At 59.5% G+C, this 22,425-nt stretch carries 20 protein-coding genes and 2 pseudogenes; 12 read left to right on the top strand and 10 right to left on the bottom strand.

What is annotated here, in order from left to right; all coding sequences use genetic code 11:
• Positions 1–129: 129 nt before the first annotated feature.
• The 5 genes and pseudogenes from QD461_RS16140 to QD461_RS16120 form a co-directional block, all read right to left on the bottom strand.
• Positions 130–378, bottom strand: coding sequence for a hypothetical protein (locus QD461_RS16140; RefSeq protein ID WP_414088622.1), 249 nt, complete (start codon positions 376–378; stop codon positions 130–132).
• Between the two features lie 2 nt (positions 379–380).
• Positions 381–632, bottom strand: a pseudogene (locus tag QD461_RS16135) (ribbon-helix-helix domain-containing protein).
• 240 nt (positions 633–872) lie between these two features.
• Positions 873–1,925 carry a substrate-binding domain-containing protein gene (locus QD461_RS16130; protein WP_184706005.1) on the bottom strand — a complete coding sequence of 351 codons (1,053 nt, stop codon included), beginning with the start codon at positions 1,923–1,925 and terminating at the stop codon, positions 873–875.
• A gap of 52 nt (positions 1,926–1,977) precedes the next feature.
• Positions 1,978–3,027 carry an ABC transporter permease gene (locus QD461_RS16125; protein WP_184706003.1) on the bottom strand — a complete coding sequence of 350 codons (1,050 nt, stop codon included), beginning with the start codon at positions 3,025–3,027 and terminating at the stop codon, positions 1,978–1,980.
• Positions 3,024–4,541 (bottom strand): sugar ABC transporter ATP-binding protein, encoded by a 1,518-nt coding sequence (locus QD461_RS16120; protein WP_414088621.1) that lies wholly within the window; start codon positions 4,539–4,541, stop codon positions 3,024–3,026. Before QD461_RS16120 ends, QD461_RS16125 begins: the two co-directional genes overlap by 4 nt.
• Before the next feature lie 145 nt (positions 4,542–4,686).
• Between QD461_RS16120 and mtnK the strand changes: the two genes are divergently transcribed.
• The 8 genes from mtnK (at position 4,687) to QD461_RS16080 (ending at position 13,054) form a co-directional block, all read left to right on the top strand.
• Complete coding sequence (gene mtnK, locus QD461_RS16115; protein WP_414088620.1) at positions 4,687–5,958, top strand: S-methyl-5-thioribose kinase; 1,272 nt, start codon at positions 4,687–4,689, stop codon at positions 5,956–5,958.
• Positions 5,955–7,049 (top strand): S-methyl-5-thioribose-1-phosphate isomerase, encoded by a 1,095-nt coding sequence (gene mtnA / locus QD461_RS16110; protein WP_414088619.1) that lies wholly within the window; start codon positions 5,955–5,957, stop codon positions 7,047–7,049. Before mtnK ends, mtnA begins: the two co-directional genes overlap by 4 nt.
• Before the next feature lie 4 nt (positions 7,050–7,053).
• Positions 7,054–7,989: a transketolase gene (locus QD461_RS16105; protein WP_414088618.1), complete on the top strand. Its 936-nt coding sequence runs from the start codon at positions 7,054–7,056 to the stop codon at positions 7,987–7,989.
• A gap of 2 nt (positions 7,990–7,991) precedes the next feature.
• A complete protein-coding gene (locus QD461_RS16100; RefSeq protein ID WP_184705993.1) occupies positions 7,992–8,993 on the top strand; it encodes a transketolase family protein in 1,002 nt (333 codons plus the stop codon).
• Positions 8,993–10,111, top strand: coding sequence for a RuBisCO large subunit C-terminal-like domain-containing protein (locus QD461_RS16095; RefSeq protein ID WP_414088617.1), 1,119 nt, complete (start codon positions 8,993–8,995; stop codon positions 10,109–10,111). The genes QD461_RS16100 and QD461_RS16095 overlap by 1 nt, the downstream gene beginning before the upstream one ends.
• 470 nt (positions 10,112–10,581) lie before the next feature.
• On the top strand, positions 10,582–11,874 hold the full coding sequence (locus QD461_RS16090) for an NCS2 family permease (protein ID WP_414088616.1): 1,293 nt from the start codon (positions 10,582–10,584) through the stop codon (positions 11,872–11,874).
• 506 nt (positions 11,875–12,380) lie between these two features.
• On the top strand, positions 12,381–12,638 hold the full coding sequence (locus QD461_RS16085; protein WP_414088615.1) for a FitA-like ribbon-helix-helix domain-containing protein: 258 nt from the start codon (positions 12,381–12,383) through the stop codon (positions 12,636–12,638).
• The gene (locus QD461_RS16080; RefSeq protein WP_414088614.1) at positions 12,635–13,054 is read left to right on the top strand and encodes a type II toxin-antitoxin system VapC family toxin; all 420 of its coding nucleotides are present in this window, start codon (positions 12,635–12,637) and stop codon (positions 13,052–13,054) included. The genes QD461_RS16085 and QD461_RS16080 overlap by 4 nt, the downstream gene beginning before the upstream one ends.
• Before the next feature lie 225 nt (positions 13,055–13,279).
• On the opposite strand, the gene QD461_RS16075 is transcribed toward QD461_RS16080, so the two are convergent.
• Positions 13,280–13,765, bottom strand: a complete 486-nt coding sequence (locus QD461_RS16075) for an ureidoglycolate lyase (protein ID WP_199086496.1) — start codon at positions 13,763–13,765, stop codon at positions 13,280–13,282.
• Positions 13,766–15,268 (bottom strand): allantoinase PuuE, encoded by a 1,503-nt coding sequence (gene puuE / locus QD461_RS16070; protein WP_414088613.1) that lies wholly within the window; start codon positions 15,266–15,268, stop codon positions 13,766–13,768.
• 160 nt (positions 15,269–15,428) lie between these two features.
• On the opposite strand from puuE, the gene uraH reads away from it, so the two are divergent.
• Genes uraH through xdhC form a run of 4 tightly spaced genes read left to right on the top strand, consistent with a single transcriptional unit; the run spans position 15,429 to position 20,494 of the window.
• Positions 15,429–15,794 (top strand): hydroxyisourate hydrolase, encoded by a 366-nt coding sequence (uraH, locus tag QD461_RS16065; protein WP_414088612.1) that lies wholly within the window; start codon positions 15,429–15,431, stop codon positions 15,792–15,794.
• 6 nt (positions 15,795–15,800) lie between these two features.
• Positions 15,801–17,282: a xanthine dehydrogenase small subunit gene (gene xdhA, locus QD461_RS16060; protein ID WP_414088611.1), complete on the top strand. Its 1,482-nt coding sequence runs from the start codon at positions 15,801–15,803 to the stop codon at positions 17,280–17,282.
• Between the two features lie 4 nt (positions 17,283–17,286).
• Complete coding sequence (gene xdhB, locus QD461_RS16055) at positions 17,287–19,641, top strand: xanthine dehydrogenase molybdopterin binding subunit (RefSeq protein ID WP_414088610.1); 2,355 nt, start codon at positions 17,287–17,289, stop codon at positions 19,639–19,641.
• Between the two features lie 4 nt (positions 19,642–19,645).
• The gene (gene xdhC, locus QD461_RS16050) at positions 19,646–20,494 is read left to right on the top strand and encodes a xanthine dehydrogenase accessory protein XdhC (protein WP_414088609.1); all 849 of its coding nucleotides are present in this window, start codon (positions 19,646–19,648) and stop codon (positions 20,492–20,494) included.
• Between the two features lie 103 nt (positions 20,495–20,597).
• Here the strand turns inward: xdhC and QD461_RS16045 are convergent.
• The 3 genes and pseudogenes from QD461_RS16045 to QD461_RS16035 all read right to left on the bottom strand — a co-directional run bounded on the left by QD461_RS16045 (position 20,598) and on the right by QD461_RS16035 (position 22,379).
• Positions 20,598–21,038: pseudogene (locus QD461_RS16045) on the bottom strand (PIN domain-containing protein).
• Between the two features lie 2 nt (positions 21,039–21,040).
• Positions 21,041–21,292, bottom strand: a complete 252-nt coding sequence (locus tag QD461_RS16040) for a type II toxin-antitoxin system Phd/YefM family antitoxin (RefSeq protein ID WP_414088608.1) — start codon at positions 21,290–21,292, stop codon at positions 21,041–21,043.
• Between the two features lie 148 nt (positions 21,293–21,440).
• Positions 21,441–22,379, bottom strand: a complete 939-nt coding sequence (locus QD461_RS16035) for a LysR family transcriptional regulator (protein WP_414088607.1) — start codon at positions 22,377–22,379, stop codon at positions 21,441–21,443.
• Positions 22,380–22,425 lie beyond the last annotated feature (46 nt).

Raw genomic sequence — 22,425 nt, 5'->3', positions numbered from 1 at the left:
TGACCGCTAGGCTCTCTACCGACTAAATGGTCGGTTTCCTACTTTCCAATGCGACCAGATCTTCTTTAAGACGCACCGCCATGTCCATGCGCTCGTGCAGAATGCTCATGACGCCAAGGTCGCCGTTATTCAGAGTACGGAAGAAAACATAATGATGCTCATCCGGCTGAAATAGGCCTTGCGCTTGACGTCGGCTGGAACGGCCAGTCTCTGCGGACGCCTGCGCCAGAGGTGCCGGTCTTTCGTCAGAAGCTGCAAATGAGTGTGGAGCCCCCGAATACAGGTGACGGCTTGCGCTTCACCCCACTTCTCGACTGTATCACGCCAGATCTCATCGTGCGCAGCATCCGCATGCTGGTAAAAACGATAAGCCGCCATGTTTAGCGGGTCTCGTTCCGCTGGATGACATCATCAGCCGAGACCGCGACAATTTCGCTATCGTACGCCCACAATGCCGACGATAGCTCTCAGCACAGGGCTTCCCAGGCCTCATCCCTGGTTTGGAGGTCACGGCGAATAAGCGCGCGAGTGTATTCACTCGCGTTTTCATAAAGACCGTCCTCCTCGATCTGCTGCTGAAGGTGGTCCAGTAGGCCCCCTTTGACCTTCACGTGAATGCTGTCTGATGCCATCGCTTGCCCTTTCGCTACCCAGCTATTGCGGGAAGCGTAGCAAATATTGTCAATACTCTCGATTAGGAAGGATACTCTTCGGGCGGCAGAGCCCAACAGGCTTGCGCTTCGCTGAGGTGAAATCCAAAAGAAAAACTGCCCCAACCGGGGCATTGTTTGCCTGCGCACACGGCTAGACCGTGAAACACAGACAAAAAAAGGCGGTGCCGAAGCACCGCCAGTCGTTGGGAAAGAATTGGATTACTTGGCGGCAGCCTTCGGCATCCATGCCGGCATGGCGACATCCGCATGCGCGAACTGTGGAAGCTTCGCGCCGAGTTCCTCCATGTTCTTGATATCCTGCGTATTCAGATCCTTCTGGGTGATGAGCGTCGGCGGAACGACGACCTGGTGGCCCGGATCCTGGCCGGCCAGCAGCATGGCAAGAGCACGAACGGAGACCTGGCCAACCACGGCCGGGTTCGTTGCCGCAGTCGCCGCCCACGCGGACCCGGACTCACGCATCGCAGCGATGTCGGGCGTCGAAATATCGGCAGAATAGATCTTCACGTTGGACGAGAGACCGGCTTCATCGACGGCGATCTTCACGCCCTTGGCGAATTCGTCATAGGGAGCGAACATCACGGTAATATCCGGATTTGCCGAGACCACCGAACGAGCCTGGTTTGCGACCGAGTTGGCGATCGGATTGTCCATTGTGCCGAACTGGGCCGCTTCCTTGATGCCAGCATATTTCTTCTTGAACTCCTTCCAGGTCTCGTCGCGTCGATCGAGCGGCGCGATACCGGCGACATAGACGTAGCCGGCCTTGAAGCTTTGGCCATTGTCCTTGATGGCCTGTTCGAGCGCCAGGCGCGCAAGGTCACGGTCGGACTGTTCGACCTGTGGGATCTTCGGGTTCTCGACGTTGACGTCAAAGGCTACGACCTTGATGCCCGCGTCAACGGCGCGTTTAGCGGCATCCTTCATCGATTCCGTCAGGCCGTGCTGGATGATGATCCCCTGGACGCCAAGCGCGATGGCCTGATCGACCATGTCGGCCTGTACCGCCGCATCCTGACGGCTGTCGAATACCTGCAGCTGAACGCCTAGTGCCTTGGCCTGTGCTTCGACGCCGGCCAGGTAGGACTGGAAAAAATCACCGGTCGACAGATAGCGCACCAGCGCAATCTTCACATTGCCCGGCTTATCGAACGGCTTGGGCATATCGGCGGCAAAGGATGGCGCACCAAAGGCTGCTGCTCCCATCAGGCCAAGCGCCAAGGCGCCCAGCGTTCTGCGTGTCATCTTCATATCAGTCTCCTCCTCCGGTAAGATTATGATTATCCGCCAAGGACATGCGCCCTTAGCGTTTGCTCCTCTTTGAGAATGCAAAGGTGAAAATCAGAGCGACGACGAGAACCGCGCCCTTGACGAAATCCTGGGTGTAGTAAGGCACATTCATCATGGTCAGCCCCTGCAGCAGGATGCCGACGAATAGGGCGCCGATAGCCGTCCCCAAAGCATTGGGCTTGGCTGCGCCAAGCACCGCAAAACCGATCAATGCGGCTGCGACAGCATCGAGCAAGAGGTTGTTACCCGAGGCAATATCGCCGCGGCCGAGACGGGCTGCGAGCAGAATGCCGCCGATCGAGGCGAAGATGCCCGAGATGATGTAAGCGGAAATCTTGTATGCATTGACCGGCGCACCGGCGAGGCCGGCCGCACGTTCATTCGAGCCTACGGCATACATCATGCGTCCGAACCGGGTATATTCGAGAAAGAACCAGATCAGGATCGCCAGCACGATCAGCACCACGACCGAAACCGGGACGAGATTGGGCAGGATGAAATCGAAGCGATGGCGGCCAAGAGCGAGAAAGCCCGGGCTGAAAGTGCCGCTAGCGACAGAGCCATCCGGCAGCGTCATCCCGGTGGCGATAGAGCGGCCCTCTGTCGGAATTCGCTGCAGCCCCAGCAGAAGGAACATCATGCCGAGTGTCGCAAGGAGATCCGGCACACGCATGTAGACGATGATGATGCCATTGATGAGCCCGACCAGCACGCCGACGGCAAGGCAGACGAGCGTTGCCGTAACAGCATCGCCACCCATGACAACCATCACGTATGACGACGCCATCATCGCGCTCGTGGCGACCGACCCGATCGAGAGGTCAAAGCCACCGACCACCAACGTTGCGGTAACACCGAGGGCAAGGATCCCGGTGATCGACACCGACTGCAGGATGAAGACCGCGCTCTGCGGCGAGGCAAAGCCGCCGGTAACCAGCGAGAAATAGATGATCATGCCGAAAAGCAGCACGAGGAAACCATATTTTATCGCCAGATCCCTGACGCTCACGCTCGGTTGGGACAAGGGAACCGCGCCTGCGGATTTGCTCTGTTCACTGCTCATATTGCGCTGACCTGTTGAGAGGATTGACCTGCGATCTCAGACAGCAGGCGCTCGACATCAATGCCGGAATTGCGATGCTCACCGACGATCGTCTGCTCCGACATCACAAGAATGCGGTCGGCCACTTCGAAGGCCTCGTCGAGTTCGGTGAGAAATAGGATGGTGGCCCGCCCATTGGCCGAGGAGCGAAGCTTATTGCCGATATCGCGTCTGGCGACGATGTCGACGCCCTGAAACGGCTCATCGAGAACAAGAAGCCGCGACGGCTCAGAAAGCCAGCGGCCGACCATGACCTTCTGCTGGTTGCCGCCCGACAGCGTGTGCATCTCGTCCCGCTCATTGCGGCACACCACACCGAGCGCGGAGATCTGCCGACGCGCCCTCGCCCTTTCGCTTGCACGGTTCGAAACGCCGAGGCGGGATAGCCGACGCAGAAACGGTAGGCTGATATTCTCGTAAATATTGAAATCAGGCACGATGCCGCTGATCCCACGATCCTTGGCGACAAGGAAAACGCCGCTTGCGATTGCCTGTCCGGTCGTCTTCGGCACGTAACGCGCGCCATCGAGCGTCATCTGGCCTGACGGCGGCATGCGGGCTCCGGCCAACACTTCGGCAAGCGCCGACTTCCCAACCCCGACAAGGCCGGTCACGGCAACAATCTCTCCATCGCCAAGCTCAAGATCGAACGGTCGCGAATGCTCGGAAAGTTTCAGGCCCTGTGCTCGAAATACGGGAATGCTTGCCTCGCGTACCGAGACGGCATCGGCAGAGACCTTTCGGCCCAGCATTGCGTTGACGGCACCCTCGTAGTCGAGATCTGGCCCTTCAAAGCGCCCTGTGATGCGACCGTCGCGCAACGACACGATACTGTCTGCGAGACGGCGTATATCTGACATGCGGTGCGAAATATAAAGAATGGCGACGCCCCGCGCCTTCAGGCGATCGACAAGATCGAACAGGCGGTCGGCCTCGACGCTCGACAGCGACGAGGTCGGTTCGTCGAGGATCAGGACCTTTGGCTCATGCGCCATGGCGCGCGCAATCGCCACCATCTGGCGATCGGCAAGGCTCAAGTCGTTGATGCTGGATTTGAGATCGATGGTCAGGCCCATGCGCGAGGCGACAAGCGCAGCCTCGCGCCGAACCCGGCGTGGATTGAAGAACAGCCGCGCACCACGCCCGTTCAACCGGTCGAGCGTCAGATTGGTCGCCACATCGAGATCGGCGACAACGCCGTCATTGATGTTTTGATGCACCGTCACGACGCCAGCCCGGATCGCCTCCGCGGGCGTCGAGGGCTCGAACGGCGCACCCGAAAGAGTGATCGTGCCTGCGTCGCGCGGATAAACGCCGCTCAAGATGCGCACGAGCGTCGATTTTCCGGCGCCATTGGCACCCATCAAGGCTGTGACGGCACCGCCCTTGAGGTCGAGATGCACCCCTTGGAGCACCGCCACCGCACCAAAGGACTTGCGTACACCTTCGATGCGAAACACTGCATGTTCGCTCATTCTCTCCTCCCAATGACAGCAGGTTAGGATAGCTTTTAATCAAATGTCAAGGCCATTGACATTTGACAGAATGCCGACTTAGTTGTGCCCATGACGGCATGTCGAAACACGGTGGAGGCCGCGACATGCGCAGGAGGAGAGCATAATGGACACCCACGTCTTTGCGGCGCTTAGCGTCGAGACATTGCCGGGCCGACTTGGCGGCAACGCCATTCTTAGGGAAAAAATCGGCGACGATTCCGCGCGATGGGCCGTCAAGGAAGTCGGCGACGGCAATCTCAATCTCGTTTTTATTGTTACCGGAGAAAAGGGAGCCGCCATTGTCAAACAGGCGCTGCCTTATGTGCGACTTGTTGGCGAAAGCTGGCCGCTTCCTCTGAAGCGCTCGTTTTTCGAATATCATGCCCTGATACGCCAATCCCAGCGCGATCCTGGCATGGTGCCGGAAATCTTTTTCTTCGACGCCGCCCAGGCCATTATCGCCATGGAGTTTCTGACCCCGCATGTCATCTTGCGACGGGCGTTGATCGATGGCCGCATCCTTCCAAAGATCGGTCGTGATCTCGGGCTCTTCTGCGCGCGGACACTCTTTCGCGGTTCCGATTTCTCCATGGTCACGCGCGACAAGAAGGCAGACGTGGCGCTCTTCGCCGATAATGTCGAGCTCTGCGACATCACAGAGAATCTCGTCTTTTCCGATCCCTATTTCGAAGCGGAGCTCAACCGGCATACCTCGCCGCAACTTGATCCGATCGTTGCAGAATTGCGTGGCGATCGAGACCTCAAGGTGGAAGCACAGCGGTTGAAGCATCTCTTCTCCGCCAAGGCAGAGACGCTTTGCCATGGCGACCTTCATACCGGCTCGGTGATGGTCACAGATGACGAAACGCGCGTCATTGATCCGGAATTTGCCTTTTACGGTCCAATCAGTTTCGACGTCGGCATGCTGCTCGCCAATTTCTGGATGAGCTATTTCGCGCAAAGCGGTCATGAAAGCGACGATGCGGGGCGCGATGAGATGCGCGCGTATTTGCTCGATACGGTCGAAACCATCTGGGAAACGTTCCGCGCCGAGTTCGCCAATCTCTGGCGCAACGAGCGCAAGGGCATCCTTTACCAGGCCAGTCTCTTCGAAGATCAAGGTGACATGATGGGAGCCGAACAGGCTCTAAACATCGTCCTCGACGAAATCTATCGCGAAATGCTGGGCTTTGCCGGCATCGAGATGCATCGCCGCATTCTTGGCCTCGCCCACAATGCCGATTTCGAAACCATCGCCGATCCCAATCATCGGGCCGCCTGCGAGAGTAGGGCGCTGAAACTTGGGCGCCACCTCGCCGTCAACCGGCATCGCATCCACAGCCTCAAAGATGTCCGCGCGACAGCAGAACGGCTTCAGAAGGAGACACTCGCTTGAAAGTCGGAGAACGCCATTACCATACGATCTGGCTCAACGAGGACGGCCGCTCGGTCGACATTATCGATCAGCGCTGGCTGCCGCATGAATTCAGAGTTGTCACGCTGAAGACAGTCGATGACGTTGCCGTTGCCATCCGTGACATGTGGGTGCGCGGCGCGCCGTTGATCGGGGTCACGGCCGCTTATGGCGTTGCCATCGCCATGGCAAAGGACCCTTCCAGCGCGCATCTCGACGCCGTCTGGGAAGAGCTCAACGAAACCCGCCCGACCGCCATCAACCTGCGCTGGGCGCTGAACGCCATGCGCGAACACCTGCGGCCGCTGTCGGAAGGCGCACGCGCCGAAGCCGCCTACAAGCGTGCCGCCGAAATTGCCGAGGAAGATGTTCAGCTCAATCGCGCGATCGGCGCGAATGGCTTGAAGGTCATCCGCGAGATCACCGCGAAAAAGAAGGCGGGCGAACCTGTCCGCATCCTTACCCATTGCAATGCCGGATGGCTTGCGACGGTCGACTACGGCACTGCAACGGCGCCGATCTATATGGCGACGGAGGAAGGCATTCCCGTCCACGTCTATGTCGACGAAACCCGCCCGCGCAACCAGGGCGCCTATCTCACGGCCTGGGAGATGAACGGTCATGGCGTGCCGCACACGCTGATCGTCGACAATGCCGGCGGCCACCTGATGCAGCACGGCGATATCGACATGGTCATCGTCGGAACGGATCGTACAACGGCAAACGGCGATGTCTGCAACAAGATCGGAACTTACCTCAAGGCGCTTGCCGCCCGCGACAATGGCGTGCCCTTCTACGTTGCATTGCCGTCACCGACCATCGACTGGACGGTTCACGACGGCATCAAGGAAATCCCGATCGAGGAGCGATCCGCGGACGAAGTCAGCTTCGTTCAGGGCAAAGCACGGGATGGTTCAATAGCGAGCGTTCGCATCTCGCCTGAAGGAAGTCCTGCGGCAAATCCCGCCTTCGACGTCACGCCTGCCCGCCTGATCACCGGCCTGATAACGGAACGCGGCATCGCGACGCCGTCGCTGGAAGGTCTGAAGGCCCTTTTCCCCGAACGGAGCTGAGACGATGACCCTCTCCAATCAGAAATCCACGGAAGATATTGCGCTTGGAATTCGCCGTCGCGTCTTTTTCCACACGATGAAGAACAATGGTGGCTATCTGAGCCAGGCTTGTTCGGCCGCCGAGAGCCTGGCCCTTCTCTATAACGAGTTCTTGCAGCTCGGCGAACCGACGCTTCCGAAAGTGCCGCTTCCCTTCCGTGGCGTGCCTTCGGCCCACAATCCGGATGCTTTCACGGGCGCGGGCTACCACGGCCCGTTCGCACCCGAGTTCGACCGCTTGTTCATTTCACCTGCACACTACGCGTTGGTGATCTACTCGGCGCTGATCGAGATGGGGCGGATGGACGAACATGCGCTCGACCACTTCAACAAGGATGGCGGCTCGGTCGAGATGATCGGCGCCGAACACAGCCCCGGCATGGAAGTGACGACCGGCTCGCTGGCACAGGGCCTTTCCATGGCGTCGGGCGTTGCCTGGGCACGACAGAAGAAAGGCGAGCCGGGCAAGGTCTGGGTCTATATGTCGGATGGAGAATTCCAGGAGGGCCAGACCTGGGAATGCCTTGCGGCCATGGCCTATCACCGGATAGACAACATCCGCGTCATCGTCGACGTCAACCGCCAGCAATGCGATGGCGCCATGTCTTCGGTGCTTGACCTTGGCGATCTTGCCGCGCGCGTCGGCGCCTTTGGCGTGACATGCCGCTCGGTCGATGGTCACGATCTCGGCGCCATGCGCCAGGCCGCCGAAAGCACGGAAGCCGGCAAGCCACTGGTGATCCTCGCCAATACCTCGCCCTATCAGGGTATGAACTTCCTCAAGAAGCGCTTCCCGCGACTTCACTATGTTCGCTTCAAGAGCGCGGACGAGCGGCTGGAAATGCAGGCGGCGCTGGCCGCCGAGCTTGGCATCGACATGAACGCAGTGGAAAGGACATGAACATGGTCGAGATCGTCAACCGTCCCTATGCCAAGGCGTTCGAAACCTTTGCAGTCGCACGGCCGGAAGTGCTCTGCCTTTCGGCGGATCTCACCTCCTCCTGCGAGGTCGACGGCTTCCGTGACCGGCATCCGGAGCAGTTTCTTACGCTCGGCATGGCCGAGCAGAATATGCTGTCCTTTGCCGGCGGCCTTGCGATGCAGGGCTATCGCCCGTTCCTCCACACGTTCTCGGTGTTTCTGTATCGCCGCCCCTACGATCAGCTGATCAATTCCATCGCCTATTCCAACCGCAAGGTCCGGCTCATGGGCTTTCTGCCTGGCATTACGACGCCGGGCGGCATCACCCATCAGGCGATCGAAGACATTGCCGTCATGCGTGCGGTGCCGAACATGACCGTGCTTGAAACCGGCGATGCAACGGAAGTCGAAACCGTCCTCGAAGTCGCGGACGCCATTGATGGCCCCGTCTACGTCCGCGTCCTGCGCGGCGAGGTGCCGCGCCTCTTTTCGACGCCTTTCGAATTCAACCGGCTGCGCACGCTCTCCGAAGGCGACGACATCCTCGTTGTCAGTTCCGGTGTTTGCACCGAGGAAGCACTGCGCGCGAGCGGGCCGCTCAAGGCGCGCGGGGTTGGCGTTCATCACCTGCACGCCTCAACGCTGAAGCCATTCGACCGTGATGGCCTGCTGAAGGCCGCTCGCGGCAAGAAAGGCGTCGTCACGCTCGAAAACCACACGATCGTCGGCGGCCTCGGCTCGCTGGTTGCGGAGATCCTGGCCGAAGAAGGCATCGGCATCAAGCTGAAGCGCCTCGGCCTCAACGATACCTTTGCGCATGGCGCTTCCAAACCATATTTGATGAAGAAATACGGACTTGATGCCAGCGCGCTTGTCGGCGCCATCGAACAGCTCCTCGGCAAGCCGCTTGCCATCGGGGAAGATGAACTGGCGGAAGTCCGTCTCGATCACGTTCACTCCGCGCAGAAGGCCGAGGCACTCTGATGGCTCCGCGCTTTACCGTCACCTATTTCATCCGGACGGGCGATGTCGAGGAGGCACGCAAGCGTGCCCTCGACATCACGCTCGAACAGACGGTCGAAATTCCACGCCACGTCGTGCCGAAGGGCTATGTCGAAGACGAAATCCTGGGGCGGCTGGAAGCGTTGGATAAGGATCCGGATGGGCGCCAGGGCTTCCTTGCAACCATCTCCTACTCGGAAGACGATATTGGCGGCGACTTCCCGCAATTTCTCAATATCGTCTTCGGTAATAGTTCGATCAAACCGGGTTTGAAGGTTGAAGACATCGGCCTTTCTCCCGGCATCCTCGACCTGTGCAAAGGCCCGCGGCATGGCATCGCCGGGTTGCGTGCCCGCGCCGGCGTTGGCGAGACACCATTGCTGATGTCGGCGATCAAGCCGGTCGGCCTCTCGACGAAGGAACTCGCCCGTCTGGCCCATGATTTCGCGCTTGGCGGCATGCATTACGTCAAGGATGATCACGGCCTCGTCGATCAGAAGACGTCGCCGTTTGGCGAACGGTTGCGGGCCTGTGTGGACGCCGTCGGCGAAGCCAACGCCAAGAGCGGCGGAAAAACGAGCTTCGTGCCCAATGTCACTGGTCCGGCCAATGCGATCATCGACCGGGCCATGCAGGCTCAGGAAGCCGGTGCCGGCGGCGTCATGATTGCGCCGGCGCTGGCCGGCTACGATGTCATTCGCACCCTTGCGGCCGATCCGGATTTCAGCCTGCCTCTTATCTCGCATCCAGCCTTTGCGGGTGCCAATGTGGTTTCGCCCGACTGCGGATTTACCCATCGCACTTTCTTCGGAACCCTTCATCGGCTGATGGGCGCAGATGCCGTCATCTATCCGAATTTCGGTGGCCGCTTCGGCTTCACCCGCGAGGAATGCCTATCCATCGCCGGTGCCTGCGCCGTTGAACTGGGTGGACTGAAAGCCATCGTACCAGCACCTGGCGGCGGAATGACGTTGAACAGAGTAGGCGAGATGCGTGCGGCCTATGGCAACGACATCATGTATCTGGTCGGAGGCGCCCTGCTGGAGACCGGTAATCTGGTGGAGGCCTGCCAGCGCCTGTTCGATGCTGTTTATGCCTGATCGACGGTGACCACCGAATCTGCCTGACACGAGCCTCGACGCTGCGGATGCCGAACATTCACGGCAGCGAGATGAATAAACGTTATCTCTTGCCGTTCCCACGCGGCAACGAGCGATCACGGTTTCGCCACGCGACGCGAAATAGGTTGGCTTTGTCACAGTCCCGCTATAGATATGACTGATAACAGTCCAGCCCGACTGCGTAATTGGGCGATATCGCCTGCAAGGACAACGGCCTTGCGGTGATCGATCGACCTCAGATCGAACGCAATACCCGCGGAAATAGTGCGAAAAATTAGAATGTCTTTCGCGAATTGCGGGGAAATCCGGCTCTAGCATCCAAACCCATTAACAGCGCACAATCCACCTTCGCTACGGAGCGATTATGAGCGCTTCTCGCGGCCGGCATCGGAGGAGATGCAGGCGAGCCCCTTGATTTCACGAGCGTCGGGAACGCTTTGGGAGGAACAATGCTTGAACGGCTTTTCAAACTAAGCGAGCACGGCACGTCCGTCCGCACGGAACTCATCGCAGGCGTGACGACGTTCCTGACGATGTCCTACATCATCTTCGTCAATCCGGATATTCTATCGACCACCGGCATGGATCGGAATGCCGTCTTCGTTGCGACCTGTCTTGCCGCAGCCTTGGGTTCGATCATCATGGGTGTCGTCGCCAATTGGCCGATCGGCATGGCGCCCGGCATGGGACTTAATGCCTTCTTCGCCTTCACCGTCGTCGCAGCGCTGGGCTTTACCTGGCAGCAGGCGCTCGGTGCCGTCTTCATCTCCGGCTCCATCTTCGTTCTTTTGACGATAACCGGCGTGCGCAGCTGGCTAATTGCCGGTATCCCGCGCTCGCTCAGAAGCGCTATCGCCGCCGGTATCGGCCTGTTTCTCGCGATCATCGCACTGAAAAGCGCCGGCATCGTCGTTGCTAACAAGGCCACGCTCATCGGCCTCGGTGATCTGAAGCAGACCGGCCCGCTCCTTGCGATCTTCGGCTTCTTCGTCATCGCCGTTCTCGATGCGATGAAGGTGAAGGGCTCGATCCTGATCGGCATTCTCGCCGTCACCGTCCTTTCCTGGATCTTCGGCGTCAGCCAGTTCCACGGCATCGTTTCGGCACCGCCCTCGATGCTGCCGACCTTCCTGCAGCTCGACATCGTCGGTGCTCTGCATGGCGGCCTCGTCCATATCATTCTCGTCTTCGTCCTCGTCGAAGTCTTCGATGCCACGGGCACGCTGATCGGCGTCGCCAAGCGCGCCAAGCTGCTCGAGGAAGGCAAGCCGAGTCGCCTAAGCCGAGCCCTGCTCGCCGACAGCGCGGCTATCGTTGCTGGTTCGCTGATGGGCACCAGCAGCACCACCGCCTATGTCGAAAGCGCCTCGGGCGTTCAAGCTGGCGGCCGCACGGGCCTGACGGCGCTGACGATTGCCGTGCTCTTCATCGCGGCCCTGTTCTTCTCGCCGCTCGCCGCTTCGGTTCCTGCCTATGCAACCGCTCCGGCGCTGCTTTACGTCGCCGGTCTGATGATGCGCGAGCTCACCGAAATCGAATGGGATGATCTGACGGAGGCAGCACCGGCAGCCCTGACGGCGCTCGCCATGCCCTTCACCTATTCGATCGCCAACGGTCTTGCCTTTGGCTTCATCAGCTATGTGGTGCTGAAAGTTTGCACTGGCCGTTGGTCGACGCTGCATCTGGCAACGCAGATCGTCGCGGCCTTGTTCATCGTCCGCTTCGCTTTCTTCGCAGACTGAAGGTAGCGTCGTGTTTCTTAGGGCCGGGTCATCCGACAGGGTGGCCCGACCCTTTGGGAGCTCAGTTACCAAGCTGGAAAGCCTTGTTGGCGGTGAAAGCTCGGCAGCGGGAGGATGCTCACTCACCTTGTATTCGCAGGTGACATATCCGACATTTCATCTAGAAATTCGGTCATTACAACCTCTTTAGGAAGCGGGGTCATACCGGTCCGGATGTTCCTCTGCATGCCACCACATTGCGTCATGAGGCATTTGCGCCCGACGGAGACGCTCCATCTCCATGAACATGGACCGGCGCCTGTAAGCGCTGGGCTCTCCAGGAGAAAGAAAGGCTTCATGCGTTCTGAGCCAAAGAACCTTGTCCTTTTCTGCGACGCTATAATTGTGAGAGGCCGGTCGAGCCAATCCGCAGCGCGCCGGGATCAACTTCGGACAACCTTCAAATTGAAATAGTGATTGCACTTCTATATATTGCAAGCAACGCAATCACGCATAGGATTTGAAGCATGGTCTCCATTACCATCCGCAACGTTCCCGAGGAGGTGCATCGCGCCATCCGTGTAAGAGCGGCCCTGCACGGCCGGAGCGCAGAGGCTGAAATCCGCAGCATTTTGGAACAGGCAGCCAAGCCAGATGGCCGTCTGAAGCTCGGCACGTTGCTGACTTCCATAGCCCGTGAAGCCGAGGGTCTGACGGATGCCGAAGCCGAGAGATTCAACCAGCTTCGCGACCAAACGCCGGCCGAACCGATGGGCTTTGAATGATTGTCCTCGATACCAATGTGATTTCTGAACTGTGGAAGATTGAGCCGGATTCCAACGTGCTCGCTTGGATCGATGCACAAATGGTCGAAACCCTTTATCTTTCCACGATCACGATCGCCGAACTGCGCTTCGGCTTGGCATCAATGCCGGACGGCAAGCGACGCACGATCTATCAGGATCGCTTGGAACGAGAGGTCTTGCCAGCTTTCACCGGACGGATTCTGTCGCTCGACCTGGGCGCTTCGAAAGCATATGCCCAGTTGATGGCCCGTGCGAAGCAGACCGGCAGGGCTATCGGCAAGGCGGACGGATACATCGCCGCCACGGCAGGCTCCCGCGGTCTAATGGTTGCCACACGCGATACCAGTCCGTTCGAGGCTGCCGGTCTCAACGTCATCAACCCCTGGAATTGCTAGCAATGAGTCTTGCTTAGTGCCTGTCGAATCTCGGGTTTTATCGACACCTTTTCGGTGAAGGCCCCTACCCTATCGCAAAGACTGTTCCGACATCTCCGTCCTTAAGTGTGGAAGGCTGGCGTAGCGTTGCTACCGGATGATGAAGATTTCAGGTCCTAACTGCGGAAAGAGGGAGCACTGCTCCACAATGCTTCCTCTCACCGCCGGACCTTGCGTCTGTTCCGCTTAACGGATCAGGAATGGCTCCTCAAAGAAATGCTCCTCGAGGTTTACTCCCTCACCGCCGCGATCCACCACGGCAAAATCCGAGGGGCCGTCGAGCGGCGTCAGGATGCCGTGCCAGACATTGCGGCCGATATTGACGCCCTGCCCCGGCTTCGTCCGGAAGGCCAATGGTTCGGCCGGTCCGTTCGCCGTCTCCTTGGCGACGACGACCAGGAACGGATAGTCCGTCAGCGGTATGAAGGCCTGGCTGCCGAGGGGGTGCCGCTCGACCATTTTTAGCTCCAGCGGCAGCTCATACGGTTCGCCGCGCAAGAGGCTGATCATCGCCCGTGCCTTTTCGCCCGTTGTCTCGATCTTCGCCAGATCGTGATAGCGCACACATTTTCCGGCATTGATGGGGTAATTATATGCCCCTTCCATTTCGATGACGTCGCCAAACGGAAAGAAGGCTGCGTTGGTCAACGGCTGAATTTCGATCACTTTCATTCACGCTCTCCTCGTCTCTGTTGCTCCCATGCATGCGTTCGTCGTTGATGCCGCAGTCCGCTGATCACGCGGACGCTCGCCCACCTCATCGGGGAACATGGCGGCAAGCCGCAGGCGTGCGATCCGCTCCACCTGACCGCAGGCAGTGGCGAATTCGGCGGCGCGGTCATTCTCTATCCTGGTCTCGAACGCAGCGAGGATCCCGGTTTTCGTATGGTCGCGAACGGCAATGATGAAGGGGAAGCCGAATTTTCCGACATAACAGTCGTTAAGCTCGGTGAAACGCGTGCGCTCCTCATCCGTCAATGCATCGAGGCCAGCGGATGCCTGTTCTTCGGTCGAACTTGCCGTCAGGCGCTTGGCCTGCGCCAATTTGCCGGCAAGATCCGGGTGAGCGACGAGCACACCGAGCCGTTCGTCTTCGCTCGCTGCACGAAACTGGAAAGTGAGCGCGGCATGGAGGCCTATGGCGGTGTCGTTTGCCGGGGAAAGCTCGCCGGCATAGGCGCGCTTTGCGATCCAGGGCGAATGTTCGAAAACGCTGCCGAAGCGTTCGACAAATTCGGCTTCAGGCATCTGCGAGGGTCGCTCGGCAACCGGCTTCGGCGGATGGGTCCTGGCCCAATGTTCGGCTATATCGATGCGCCGCGCGATCCAGACTTTGTCATGGCTTTGGATGTAGTCGATGAAGCGGGCGAGCGCCATGACGCGACCCGGCCGCCCGATCAGCCGGCAGTGCAGGCCGATACTCATCATCTTCGGGCTGCCTGCGGCACCCTCTGCATAGAGAGCGTCGAAAGAGTCCTTCAGATAGCTGAAGAACTGGTCGCCGCTGTTGAAACCCTGCGGCGTTGCGAAACGCATGTCGTTGGCATCGAGCGTGTAGGGAATGATCAGCTGGTGGCGATCACCATGCTCATACCAATATGGAAGATCGTCGGCATAGGTGTCGGAAATATAGTCGAAGCCGCCCGCTTCCGTCACAAGATCGACGGTGTTGACGGAACAGCGCCCCGTATACCAGCCACGCGGCCGTTCTCCGGTGACAAGCGTGTGCAGCCGCACGGCTTCCGCAATCGTCGCCCGCTCCTCTTCCGGTCCCATATCCTTGTGTTCGACCCATTTAAGGCCGTGCGAAGCAACTTCCCAACCGGCTTCCAGCATGGCGGCGACCTGTGCCGGTGATCGTTGCAGAGCCGTCGCAACGCCATACACGGTAACTGGGACCTGCTTTCCGGTAAACAGCCGATGGAGGCGCCAGAAACCGGCGCGAGCGCCGTATTCGTAGATCGATTCCATGTTCCAGTGGCGCTGGCCGGGCCATTGGGCGGCACCAACGATTTCCGACAGAAAGGCTTCCGATGCCGCGTCGCCATGCAGCACGCAGTTCTCGCCACCCTCTTCGTAATTCAGGACGAATTGTACGGCGACGCGTGCGTCGCCCGGCCACTGTGCAGCCGGTGGCGTCTGGCCATACCCGTGCATGTCACGGCAATATCGCATGAAACACTCCTCCAAATGTCTTCGATGACAAATTTCTAACCGCAAAATGCGCGCATTATTCCCCTTGGAAAATTTGAAAGTCTCGAACGATACCGCTGCTTTTCAGTGGAATAGGCCTGGCGGATAGTGGATGCAGGAGCGCTACGTTCGGGAGAAGAAAATGCAGCCTCATTCGCAAGGAGCCGGCCGGCTCACGACCCATGTTCTGGACACGGCGCTCGGCAAGCCGGCGCAGGATTTGCGCATCGATCTTTACCGGTTGGACGGAGAAACGCTGCATCTTCTGAAATCCACGCGGACGAATGACGATGGCCGATGCGACGCGCCGCTGCTGGCGGGCGACGAAATGAAGTCAGGCGTCTACGAGCTGCACTTCCACGCCGGCGATTACCTTGGCCGTTCGAGTGAAGGCCCGATGTTCCTCGACATCATTCCGATCCGCTTTGGCCTTGGCGATGAGGGCGCACATTACCATGTGCCGCTGCTTCTCTCGCCCCACAGCTACTCCACCTATCGCGGGAGCTAGGCGATCATGCCGGTGACAATCCGCTCCGAATTGCGCTTCATCCTCAACGGCCAGGACGTTGCGCTTCATGACGTCGCGCCGGACCAGACCCTGCTCGACTGGCTTCGACTGTCACGCTCGCTGAAGGGTACGAAGGAGGGCTGCGCCGAGGGTGATTGCGGCGCCTGCACCGTGCTTGTTGGACGGCTGACGCCTTCAGGCAGACTTGTCTATGAGGGGGTCAATTCCTGCATTCGCTTCCTTGGCTCGCTTGACGGCTGCCACGTCGTCACTATCGAACATCTGGCCCCCAGCGATAACCATCTGCATCCCGTGCAGCAGGCCATGGTCGATTTTCACGGTTCGCAATGTGGCTTTTGCACGCCGGGCTTCGTGATGTCGCTCTATGGGCTCTGGATGCAGACGCCGAACCCGACGGACCAGCAGATCGAAACCGCTTTGCAGGGCAATCTCTGTCGCTGCACCGGCTATGAGCCGATCCTACGCGCCGCTCGCTCCATTTCCAGCTATGGCGGAACACAAAACGATCCGCTGCTTGTCGAGCGCGAAACCATGATTGCGCGCCTCAAGGCCCTACACGATGGCGCGCGGGTGGAAATCGGCGAAGGCCGTGGTCGGCTAGTCGTCCCGGCAAACCTCGACGATTTCGCCCTTTTTCTTGAGGCTACTCCAACTGCGACTGTGGTGGCCGGCTCCACCGATGTCGGCCTGTGGGTCACCAAGCACATGCGCGACATCACGCCGGTCGTTTTCATCGCCGGACTGCAGGAGTTGAAATCGCTCACCGTGAAAGACGGTACAATCTCCATCGGTGCTGGCGTCACCTATTCGGAAGCGATTGAAACAGTCTCGCAGCATATTCCGGAGCTCGGTCCGCTCATTGCGCGCATCGGTGGCCAGCAGGTCCGCAACATGGGCACGATCGGCGGCAATATCGCCAACGGCTCCCCGATCGGCGATACGCCACCGGCCCTTATTGCGCTCGGCGCATCGTTGACCTTGCGCAAAGGTGCCATCCGGCGCACCATCGCGCTTGGAGACTTCTTCATCGCTTACGGTAAGCAGGATCGCCAAGCCGGTGAATTTGTTGAAGCCGTGCATATTCCGATCCCGGCATCAGGCGAAAAATTCGCCGTCTACAAGGTGACGAAGCGCCGGGACGAAGACATCACGGCCACGCTGGGCGCTTTTCGCGTGACCCTTGCCGACGATGGCACGGTGACGGAAATCCACATCGCCTATGGCGGTATGGCCGCAACGCCGAAACGGGCCTTCGCCGTCGAAAAAGCGCTGCTCGGCCAGAGCTGGAGCGAGGAGACGGTAGAGGTCGCCATGGAGAAATATGCCGAGGATTATTCGCCGCTGACCGATATGCGCGCTACCGCGGACTATCGTGCGCTCGCCGCGAAGAACCTTCTGCTGCGTTTCTACCTGGAAACCACCTCCCATGCGACACCGGCACAGGTGTCCAGATACGAGGCCGCGTGAACCCATGAACAAGCACACAACCGATCTCAAACCCGAAGCCATTGTCGGCGGTGTCCATTCGAGCCCGAGGCATGATTCAGCGCATAAGCATGTCTCCGGCGCGGCTATCTATATCGATGACATCGCAGAACCAGCCGGGACGTTGCATGCCGGTCTCGGCCTGTCCACCGTCGCACATGCTATTTTGAAATCAGTCGATCTCTCGGCAGTACGCACGGCCCCCGGCGTCGTCACCGTCCTGACCCATGAGGACATACCCGGCGTCAACGATATCTCGCCTTCCTACATGCATGACGATCCCGTGCTCGCCGCCGGCAAGGTCGAGTTTCACGGCCAGCCGATCTTCTGCGTCATTGCGGAAACGCGCGAGCAGGCCCGGCGCGCTGCCCGGCTTGCCAAGATCGACTATGAGGAACTGCCGGCCGATATCGACATCTGGGATCTCGACGTTTCGACCCATCGGCAAGTGGTGACACCATTGACGCTGAAACGCGGCGATGCTGCCACTGCTCTTGCAAGCGCACCGCGACGCGTCACCGGTCGTATGCGGCTCGGCGGACAGGATCATTTCTACCTGGAGGGCCAAATCTCGCTTGCCATCCCCGGTGAGGACGATGAAGTCGTCGTCTATTGCTCGACGCAGGGCCCAAGCGAGACGCAGCACATGGTCGCCCACGCGCTCGGCGTGCCGAGCAATGCCGTGACGATCGAAGTGCGCCGTATGGGCGGCGGCTTCGGCGGCAAGGAAACCCAGGCAAACCAGTGCGCCGCAATCGCGGCGATCGCCGCCAAGAAGCTGAAACGCGCCGTCAAGATCCGCCTCGACCGTGACGAAGATATGGCCGCCACCGGCAAGCGGCATGATTTTGCTATCGACTACGACGTCGGCTTCGATGACGAAGGCCGCATCCTTGCCGTCGACTATACCTTCGCGCTTCGGGCCGGATTTTCCGCCGACCTTTCCGGCCCGGTCGGTGACCGCGCGCTGTTTCACTGCGACAATGCCTATTTCTTCCCGCATGTTCATGCAAAGTCGGCGCCGCTTTATACCAATACCGTCTCCAACACCGCCTTTCGTGGTTTCGGCGGACCGCAGGGGATGGTGGGCGCCGAGCGCGTCATCGACGAAGTCGCCTTTGCGGTCGGCAAGGACCCGCTCGAGATTCGCAAGCTGAATTTCTATGACGCGATGGGCGTGCAGGGCGAGCGCAATCTCACTCCCTATCACCAGAGGGTCGAGGATTGCATTATCCAGCGTATCGTCGCGGAACTGGAGGAAAGCGCCAACTATGCCGGACGCCGCAAGGCCATTGCCGAGTTCAACGCAAAGAGCCGCATCGTCAAGCGCGGCATCGCGCTCACTCCAGTGAAATTTGGCATCTCCTTCACCAAGACAGAGTCGAACCAGGCCGGAGCACTGGTCCACGTCTATAATGACGGTTCCGTGCACATGAACCATGGCGGCACGGAGATGGGGCAAGGTCTGCATCTGAAGGTGGCCCAGGTCGTGGCGGAGGAGTTCCAGATCGATCTCGATCGGGTGAAAATCACCGCGACGACGACGGCCAAGGTGCCGAACACGTCGCCGACCGCCGCTTCTTCGGGTGCGGATTTGAACGGCATGGCGGCACAAGACGCCGCGCGTCAGATCAAGGAGAGATTGATCGCCTTTGCGGCTGAAAGCCATCAGGTGACGCGCGACCGGGTCAAATTCCTGCCGAACCGGGTGCGGATCGGCGATATCGAAATCCCGTTCGATGACCTCGTTAAAAAGGCCTATATGGCCCGCGTCCAGCTTTCGGCTGCGGGTTTCTACAAGACACCGAAGATCCATTGGGACCGCAAGGCCGGTCGCGGCCATGCGTTCTATTATTACGCCTATGGTGCGGCCTGTTCGGAAGTCTCCATCGACACGCTGACCGGTGAGTATGTCGTCGAGCGCACGGATATTCTGCACGATACCGGCCGTTCGCTGAACAAGGCCATCGATATCGGCCAGATCGAGGGTGGCTTCATCCAGGGCATGGGTTGGCTGACGACAGAAGAGCTCTGGTGGGACGGCAAGGGCCGACTGCGCACGCATGCACCGTCGACCTACAAGATCCCTCTTGCATCCGACCGCCCGAAGATTTTCAATGTGGCGCTGACCGACTGGTCCGAGGCCTATGAGCCGACGATCCATCGGTCGAAGGCGGTCGGCGAACCGCCGCTGCCGCTTGGCCTTGCCGTCTTGCACGCGCTTTCGGATGCGGTTGCAAGCGTTGCCGATCACAAGATCTGCCCGCGTCTCGACGCGCCGGCAACACCGGAACGGGTGCTGATGGCGATCGAGCGTCTCAAGGCGGCGAACAAGGAGTGAGGTCATGTCTGCCGCCCGCGAAGATATCCGGGATTTCCTGCGCCGCGAACCGGCATCGATCCTTGTCGAAGTGACCGGAGTTGCCGGCTCGGCGCCGCGCGATACCGATGCCTGGATGCTGGTGTCGGAACATGCGATTTTCGCGACGATTGGCGGTGGGCAGCTCGAATACATGGCCATCGACCAGGCCCGTAGGGCGTTGCGCTCCGGCCTTGCGGCAGAACCGATGAGCGTTCCGCTCGGCCCGGAGATCGGCCAGTGCTGCGGCGGTCGGGTGGGACTTGCCTTCACCGTGCTCAATCCGCAGCTTGCCAACGATCTTGTCGCTCGCAGCGACCGGGAAATGGCCGCGCGCCCACATGTCTACGTCTTTGGAGCAGGCCATGTCGGCGATGCGCTTGCCATGGCGCTTTCGCTGGCGCCGCTGCGCGTGGTGCTGGTGGATACGCGCGAGGATGAGCTGACCGCCTGCACCGTGCCGCGCATTGAAACTTGCCTGACGGCCATGCCGGAGGCGGTCGTGCGCGACGCGCCAGCCGGCAGCAGCTTCGTGATCCTAACCCATGACCACGCACTCGATTTTCTGATCACAGCCGAAGCGCTGAAACGCTCTGATGCCGCCTATGTCGGCATGATAGGGTCGAAAACCAAGCGCGCCACCTTCCGCAACTGGCTGGCACGGGAAATCGGTCACGCGGATCTTTTCGATCGCCTCATCTGCCCGATCGGTGGAACCGCGATAAAGGACAAGCGCCCGACCGTTATCGCAACCCTTGCCGCTGCCGAAATCATGACAGCCGCGCTGAGTTGGGCGGCCGAGCGGATCAAACTTGTGGGCGCCGTCAATCGCTAGCCTTTCGGCAATGAGCTGAATACCCTTGCCGTATCATCGTCCCTCGAAAGCCGTCGCAAGATCTCGGCTGGCTGCAGCAGTCAGCCGGTCTCACTAAAACCTGTCACTGGATAATAGGTAACTGCTTTAGGGGATTTGCGAGCGGCACACCAAGCGGCTCGAAATGACGCTCGTTGGCCGTCAGGACAGTAAGACCATGCGCAGCCGCAGTCGCGGCGATGGCAATGTCCTCGAAGCCAGGATCGTGAGCGCGTGCTCTGTCAAGCATCAGGCCAGCGTGTCTCGTTTCCTCCATTCCGAATGGCAGAATTCAACCCGCGTAAAAATGTTCGACCGCCGCGAGCCAGCGACGCAACTGCGCTGCTTTGGTCGTTGCCCCGATCCTTACTGCACGCGCAATTCCTGCCTCAATCTCGGCAATGGAGATTGCTGATAGATAAAGCCGGTCGCTATTCGCACGCATCCAGGCTGCAAATGCATCGATACCGACGTTCTGCTTGGTCGGGGCATCGGCCGACACAATATTGGTGTCCAGAAGATACAAGGTCAAAGGCCGTTTTCACGCAATGCGCGGGCAGGCTTTCGTGATCGTTCTGGAATATCCGACGTTTCTCCAGGAAAAGCCAAAAGCAGATCTGCAAAGTCCGGCACTCTGGAAATTCGTTCCCATTCTTCGAAGGAAACCAGCACGGCCTCTTTACGGCCATGGCGAGTGATAATGGTCGGCTCGCCGGCCACGGCTTGATCGACGACGGCGGAAAGCGTCGCTTTGGCATCCTTGAGCTGGATTTCCTTCATGTCAATTCTCTATATGACCATCAGTAGTCATATAAGAACTTCCTGACTCTGAATCGTCATCACCACTCTCCTCACGCTCGCATGCGAGGATGCGATGTCCTGAATCCGTCTGGTCAAGGAGACAGTCTTGTGAGGCAAGGCCTTCGGATCATGGTGCTACGGCTGCCGGCTCATCGGCAAGTAACTTGCCGATGAGCCGCTGACAGCGCTCAGCCATGAAATCGATCATCAGGCGCACCTTGGGATCTTGAAAACGCTTGTGCGGATAGATGGCGGCGAGTTGCACCGGCGCCGGCGGGCTTTCCTTCAGGATCTCCACCAATCGGCCCTCCCGAAGGTAGGCCTTCACTTCAAACAGAGGCTTGTTGATGATGCCACGGTCCTCCAGCGCCCATTGAGTGAGGACATCGCCATCGTCGCTGTCATAGGGTCCCGCAACCTCGAACTTGCGCACGCCTTCCGCCGTCATCAGCGTCCAGTAATATTCCTTCGAGCCCGGATAGCGCAACAGAAGGCAGTCATGCTTGTCGGCGATCAATGCGTCAGCCGTCGAGGGAACGCCGCGACGCTCGAGATAGCTGGGCGAAGCACACAGCACGCGTTCGCAATTGAGGATGCCGCGCATGCGCAGATTGGAATCCTCAAGCACGCCGAGCTTGAAGGCGACGTCGACACCTTCGGCCAGAATATCGACATTGTGGTCCGAGAGGCGAACACGCACCTCGATATCCGGGTATTTGTCGTGAAACTCCGGAATGCCCGAGGCCACCAGCCGACGGCCGATGCCGAGCGGCGCGGTGATTCTGAGCGAACCCTTCGGATTGCGGGAGAGATCGGCAATCGCCGCTTCGGCCTCATTGACCGCCTCGATGATCTTTACCGCCTTCTCATAGAAAACGCGTCCATGTTCGGTCGGCGAGAGCTTACGCGTCGTGCGGTTGAACAGACGCACGCCGAGATGCCGCTCGAGTTCCTTTATGCGATTGCTGGCAACCGCCGGCGTGACGCGCTGATCGCGCCCTGCCGCCGAGAGGGTACCGAGTTCGACCACGCGAACGAAGACACGGACGTTATCAAGATAGGACATAACCCTTTCTACCACATCGCAAAGCAGAACAAAGCGGGGGGCATCT

The sequence above is a fragment of the Rhizobium sp. BR 314 genome (assembly GCF_047445805.1).
Taxonomy (GTDB): Bacteria; Pseudomonadota; Alphaproteobacteria; order Rhizobiales; family Rhizobiaceae; genus Rhizobium; species Rhizobium lusitanum_B.
This window is presented reverse-complemented; position numbering and strand designations above follow the sequence as displayed.

Coding starts and splice junctions, on each gene's coding strand:
- QD461_RS16140 (WP_414088622.1), bottom strand. CDS start 378: ATGGCGGCTTATCGTTTTTACCAGCATGCGGATGCTGCGCACGATGAG.
- QD461_RS16130 (WP_184706005.1), bottom strand. CDS start 1,925: ATGAAGATGACACGCAGAACGCTGGGCGCCTTGGCGCTTGGCCTGATG.
- QD461_RS16125 (WP_184706003.1), bottom strand. CDS start 3,027: ATGAGCAGTGAACAGAGCAAATCCGCAGGCGCGGTTCCCTTGTCCCAA.
- QD461_RS16120 (WP_414088621.1), bottom strand. CDS start 4,541: ATGAGCGAACATGCAGTGTTTCGCATCGAAGGTGTACGCAAGTCCTTT.
- mtnK (WP_414088620.1), top strand. CDS start 4,687: ATGGACACCCACGTCTTTGCGGCGCTTAGCGTCGAGACATTGCCGGGC.
- QD461_RS16105 (WP_414088618.1), top strand. CDS start 7,054: ATGACCCTCTCCAATCAGAAATCCACGGAAGATATTGCGCTTGGAATT.
- QD461_RS16100 (WP_184705993.1), top strand. CDS start 7,992: ATGGTCGAGATCGTCAACCGTCCCTATGCCAAGGCGTTCGAAACCTTT.
- QD461_RS16095 (WP_414088617.1), top strand. CDS start 8,993: ATGGCTCCGCGCTTTACCGTCACCTATTTCATCCGGACGGGCGATGTC.
- QD461_RS16090 (WP_414088616.1), top strand. CDS start 10,582: ATGCTTGAACGGCTTTTCAAACTAAGCGAGCACGGCACGTCCGTCCGC.
- QD461_RS16085 (WP_414088615.1), top strand. CDS start 12,381: ATGGTCTCCATTACCATCCGCAACGTTCCCGAGGAGGTGCATCGCGCC.
- QD461_RS16080 (WP_414088614.1), top strand. CDS start 12,635: ATGATTGTCCTCGATACCAATGTGATTTCTGAACTGTGGAAGATTGAG.
- QD461_RS16075 (WP_199086496.1), bottom strand. CDS start 13,765: ATGAAAGTGATCGAAATTCAGCCGTTGACCAACGCAGCCTTCTTTCCG.
- puuE (WP_414088613.1), bottom strand. CDS start 15,268: ATGCGATATTGCCGTGACATGCACGGGTATGGCCAGACGCCACCGGCT.
- uraH (WP_414088612.1), top strand. CDS start 15,429: ATGCAGCCTCATTCGCAAGGAGCCGGCCGGCTCACGACCCATGTTCTG.
- xdhA (WP_414088611.1), top strand. CDS start 15,801: ATGCCGGTGACAATCCGCTCCGAATTGCGCTTCATCCTCAACGGCCAG.
- xdhB (WP_414088610.1), top strand. CDS start 17,287: ATGAACAAGCACACAACCGATCTCAAACCCGAAGCCATTGTCGGCGGT.
- xdhC (WP_414088609.1), top strand. CDS start 19,646: ATGTCTGCCGCCCGCGAAGATATCCGGGATTTCCTGCGCCGCGAACCG.
- QD461_RS16040 (WP_414088608.1), bottom strand. CDS start 21,292: ATGAAGGAAATCCAGCTCAAGGATGCCAAAGCGACGCTTTCCGCCGTC.
- QD461_RS16035 (WP_414088607.1), bottom strand. CDS start 22,379: ATGTCCTATCTTGATAACGTCCGTGTCTTCGTTCGCGTGGTCGAACTC.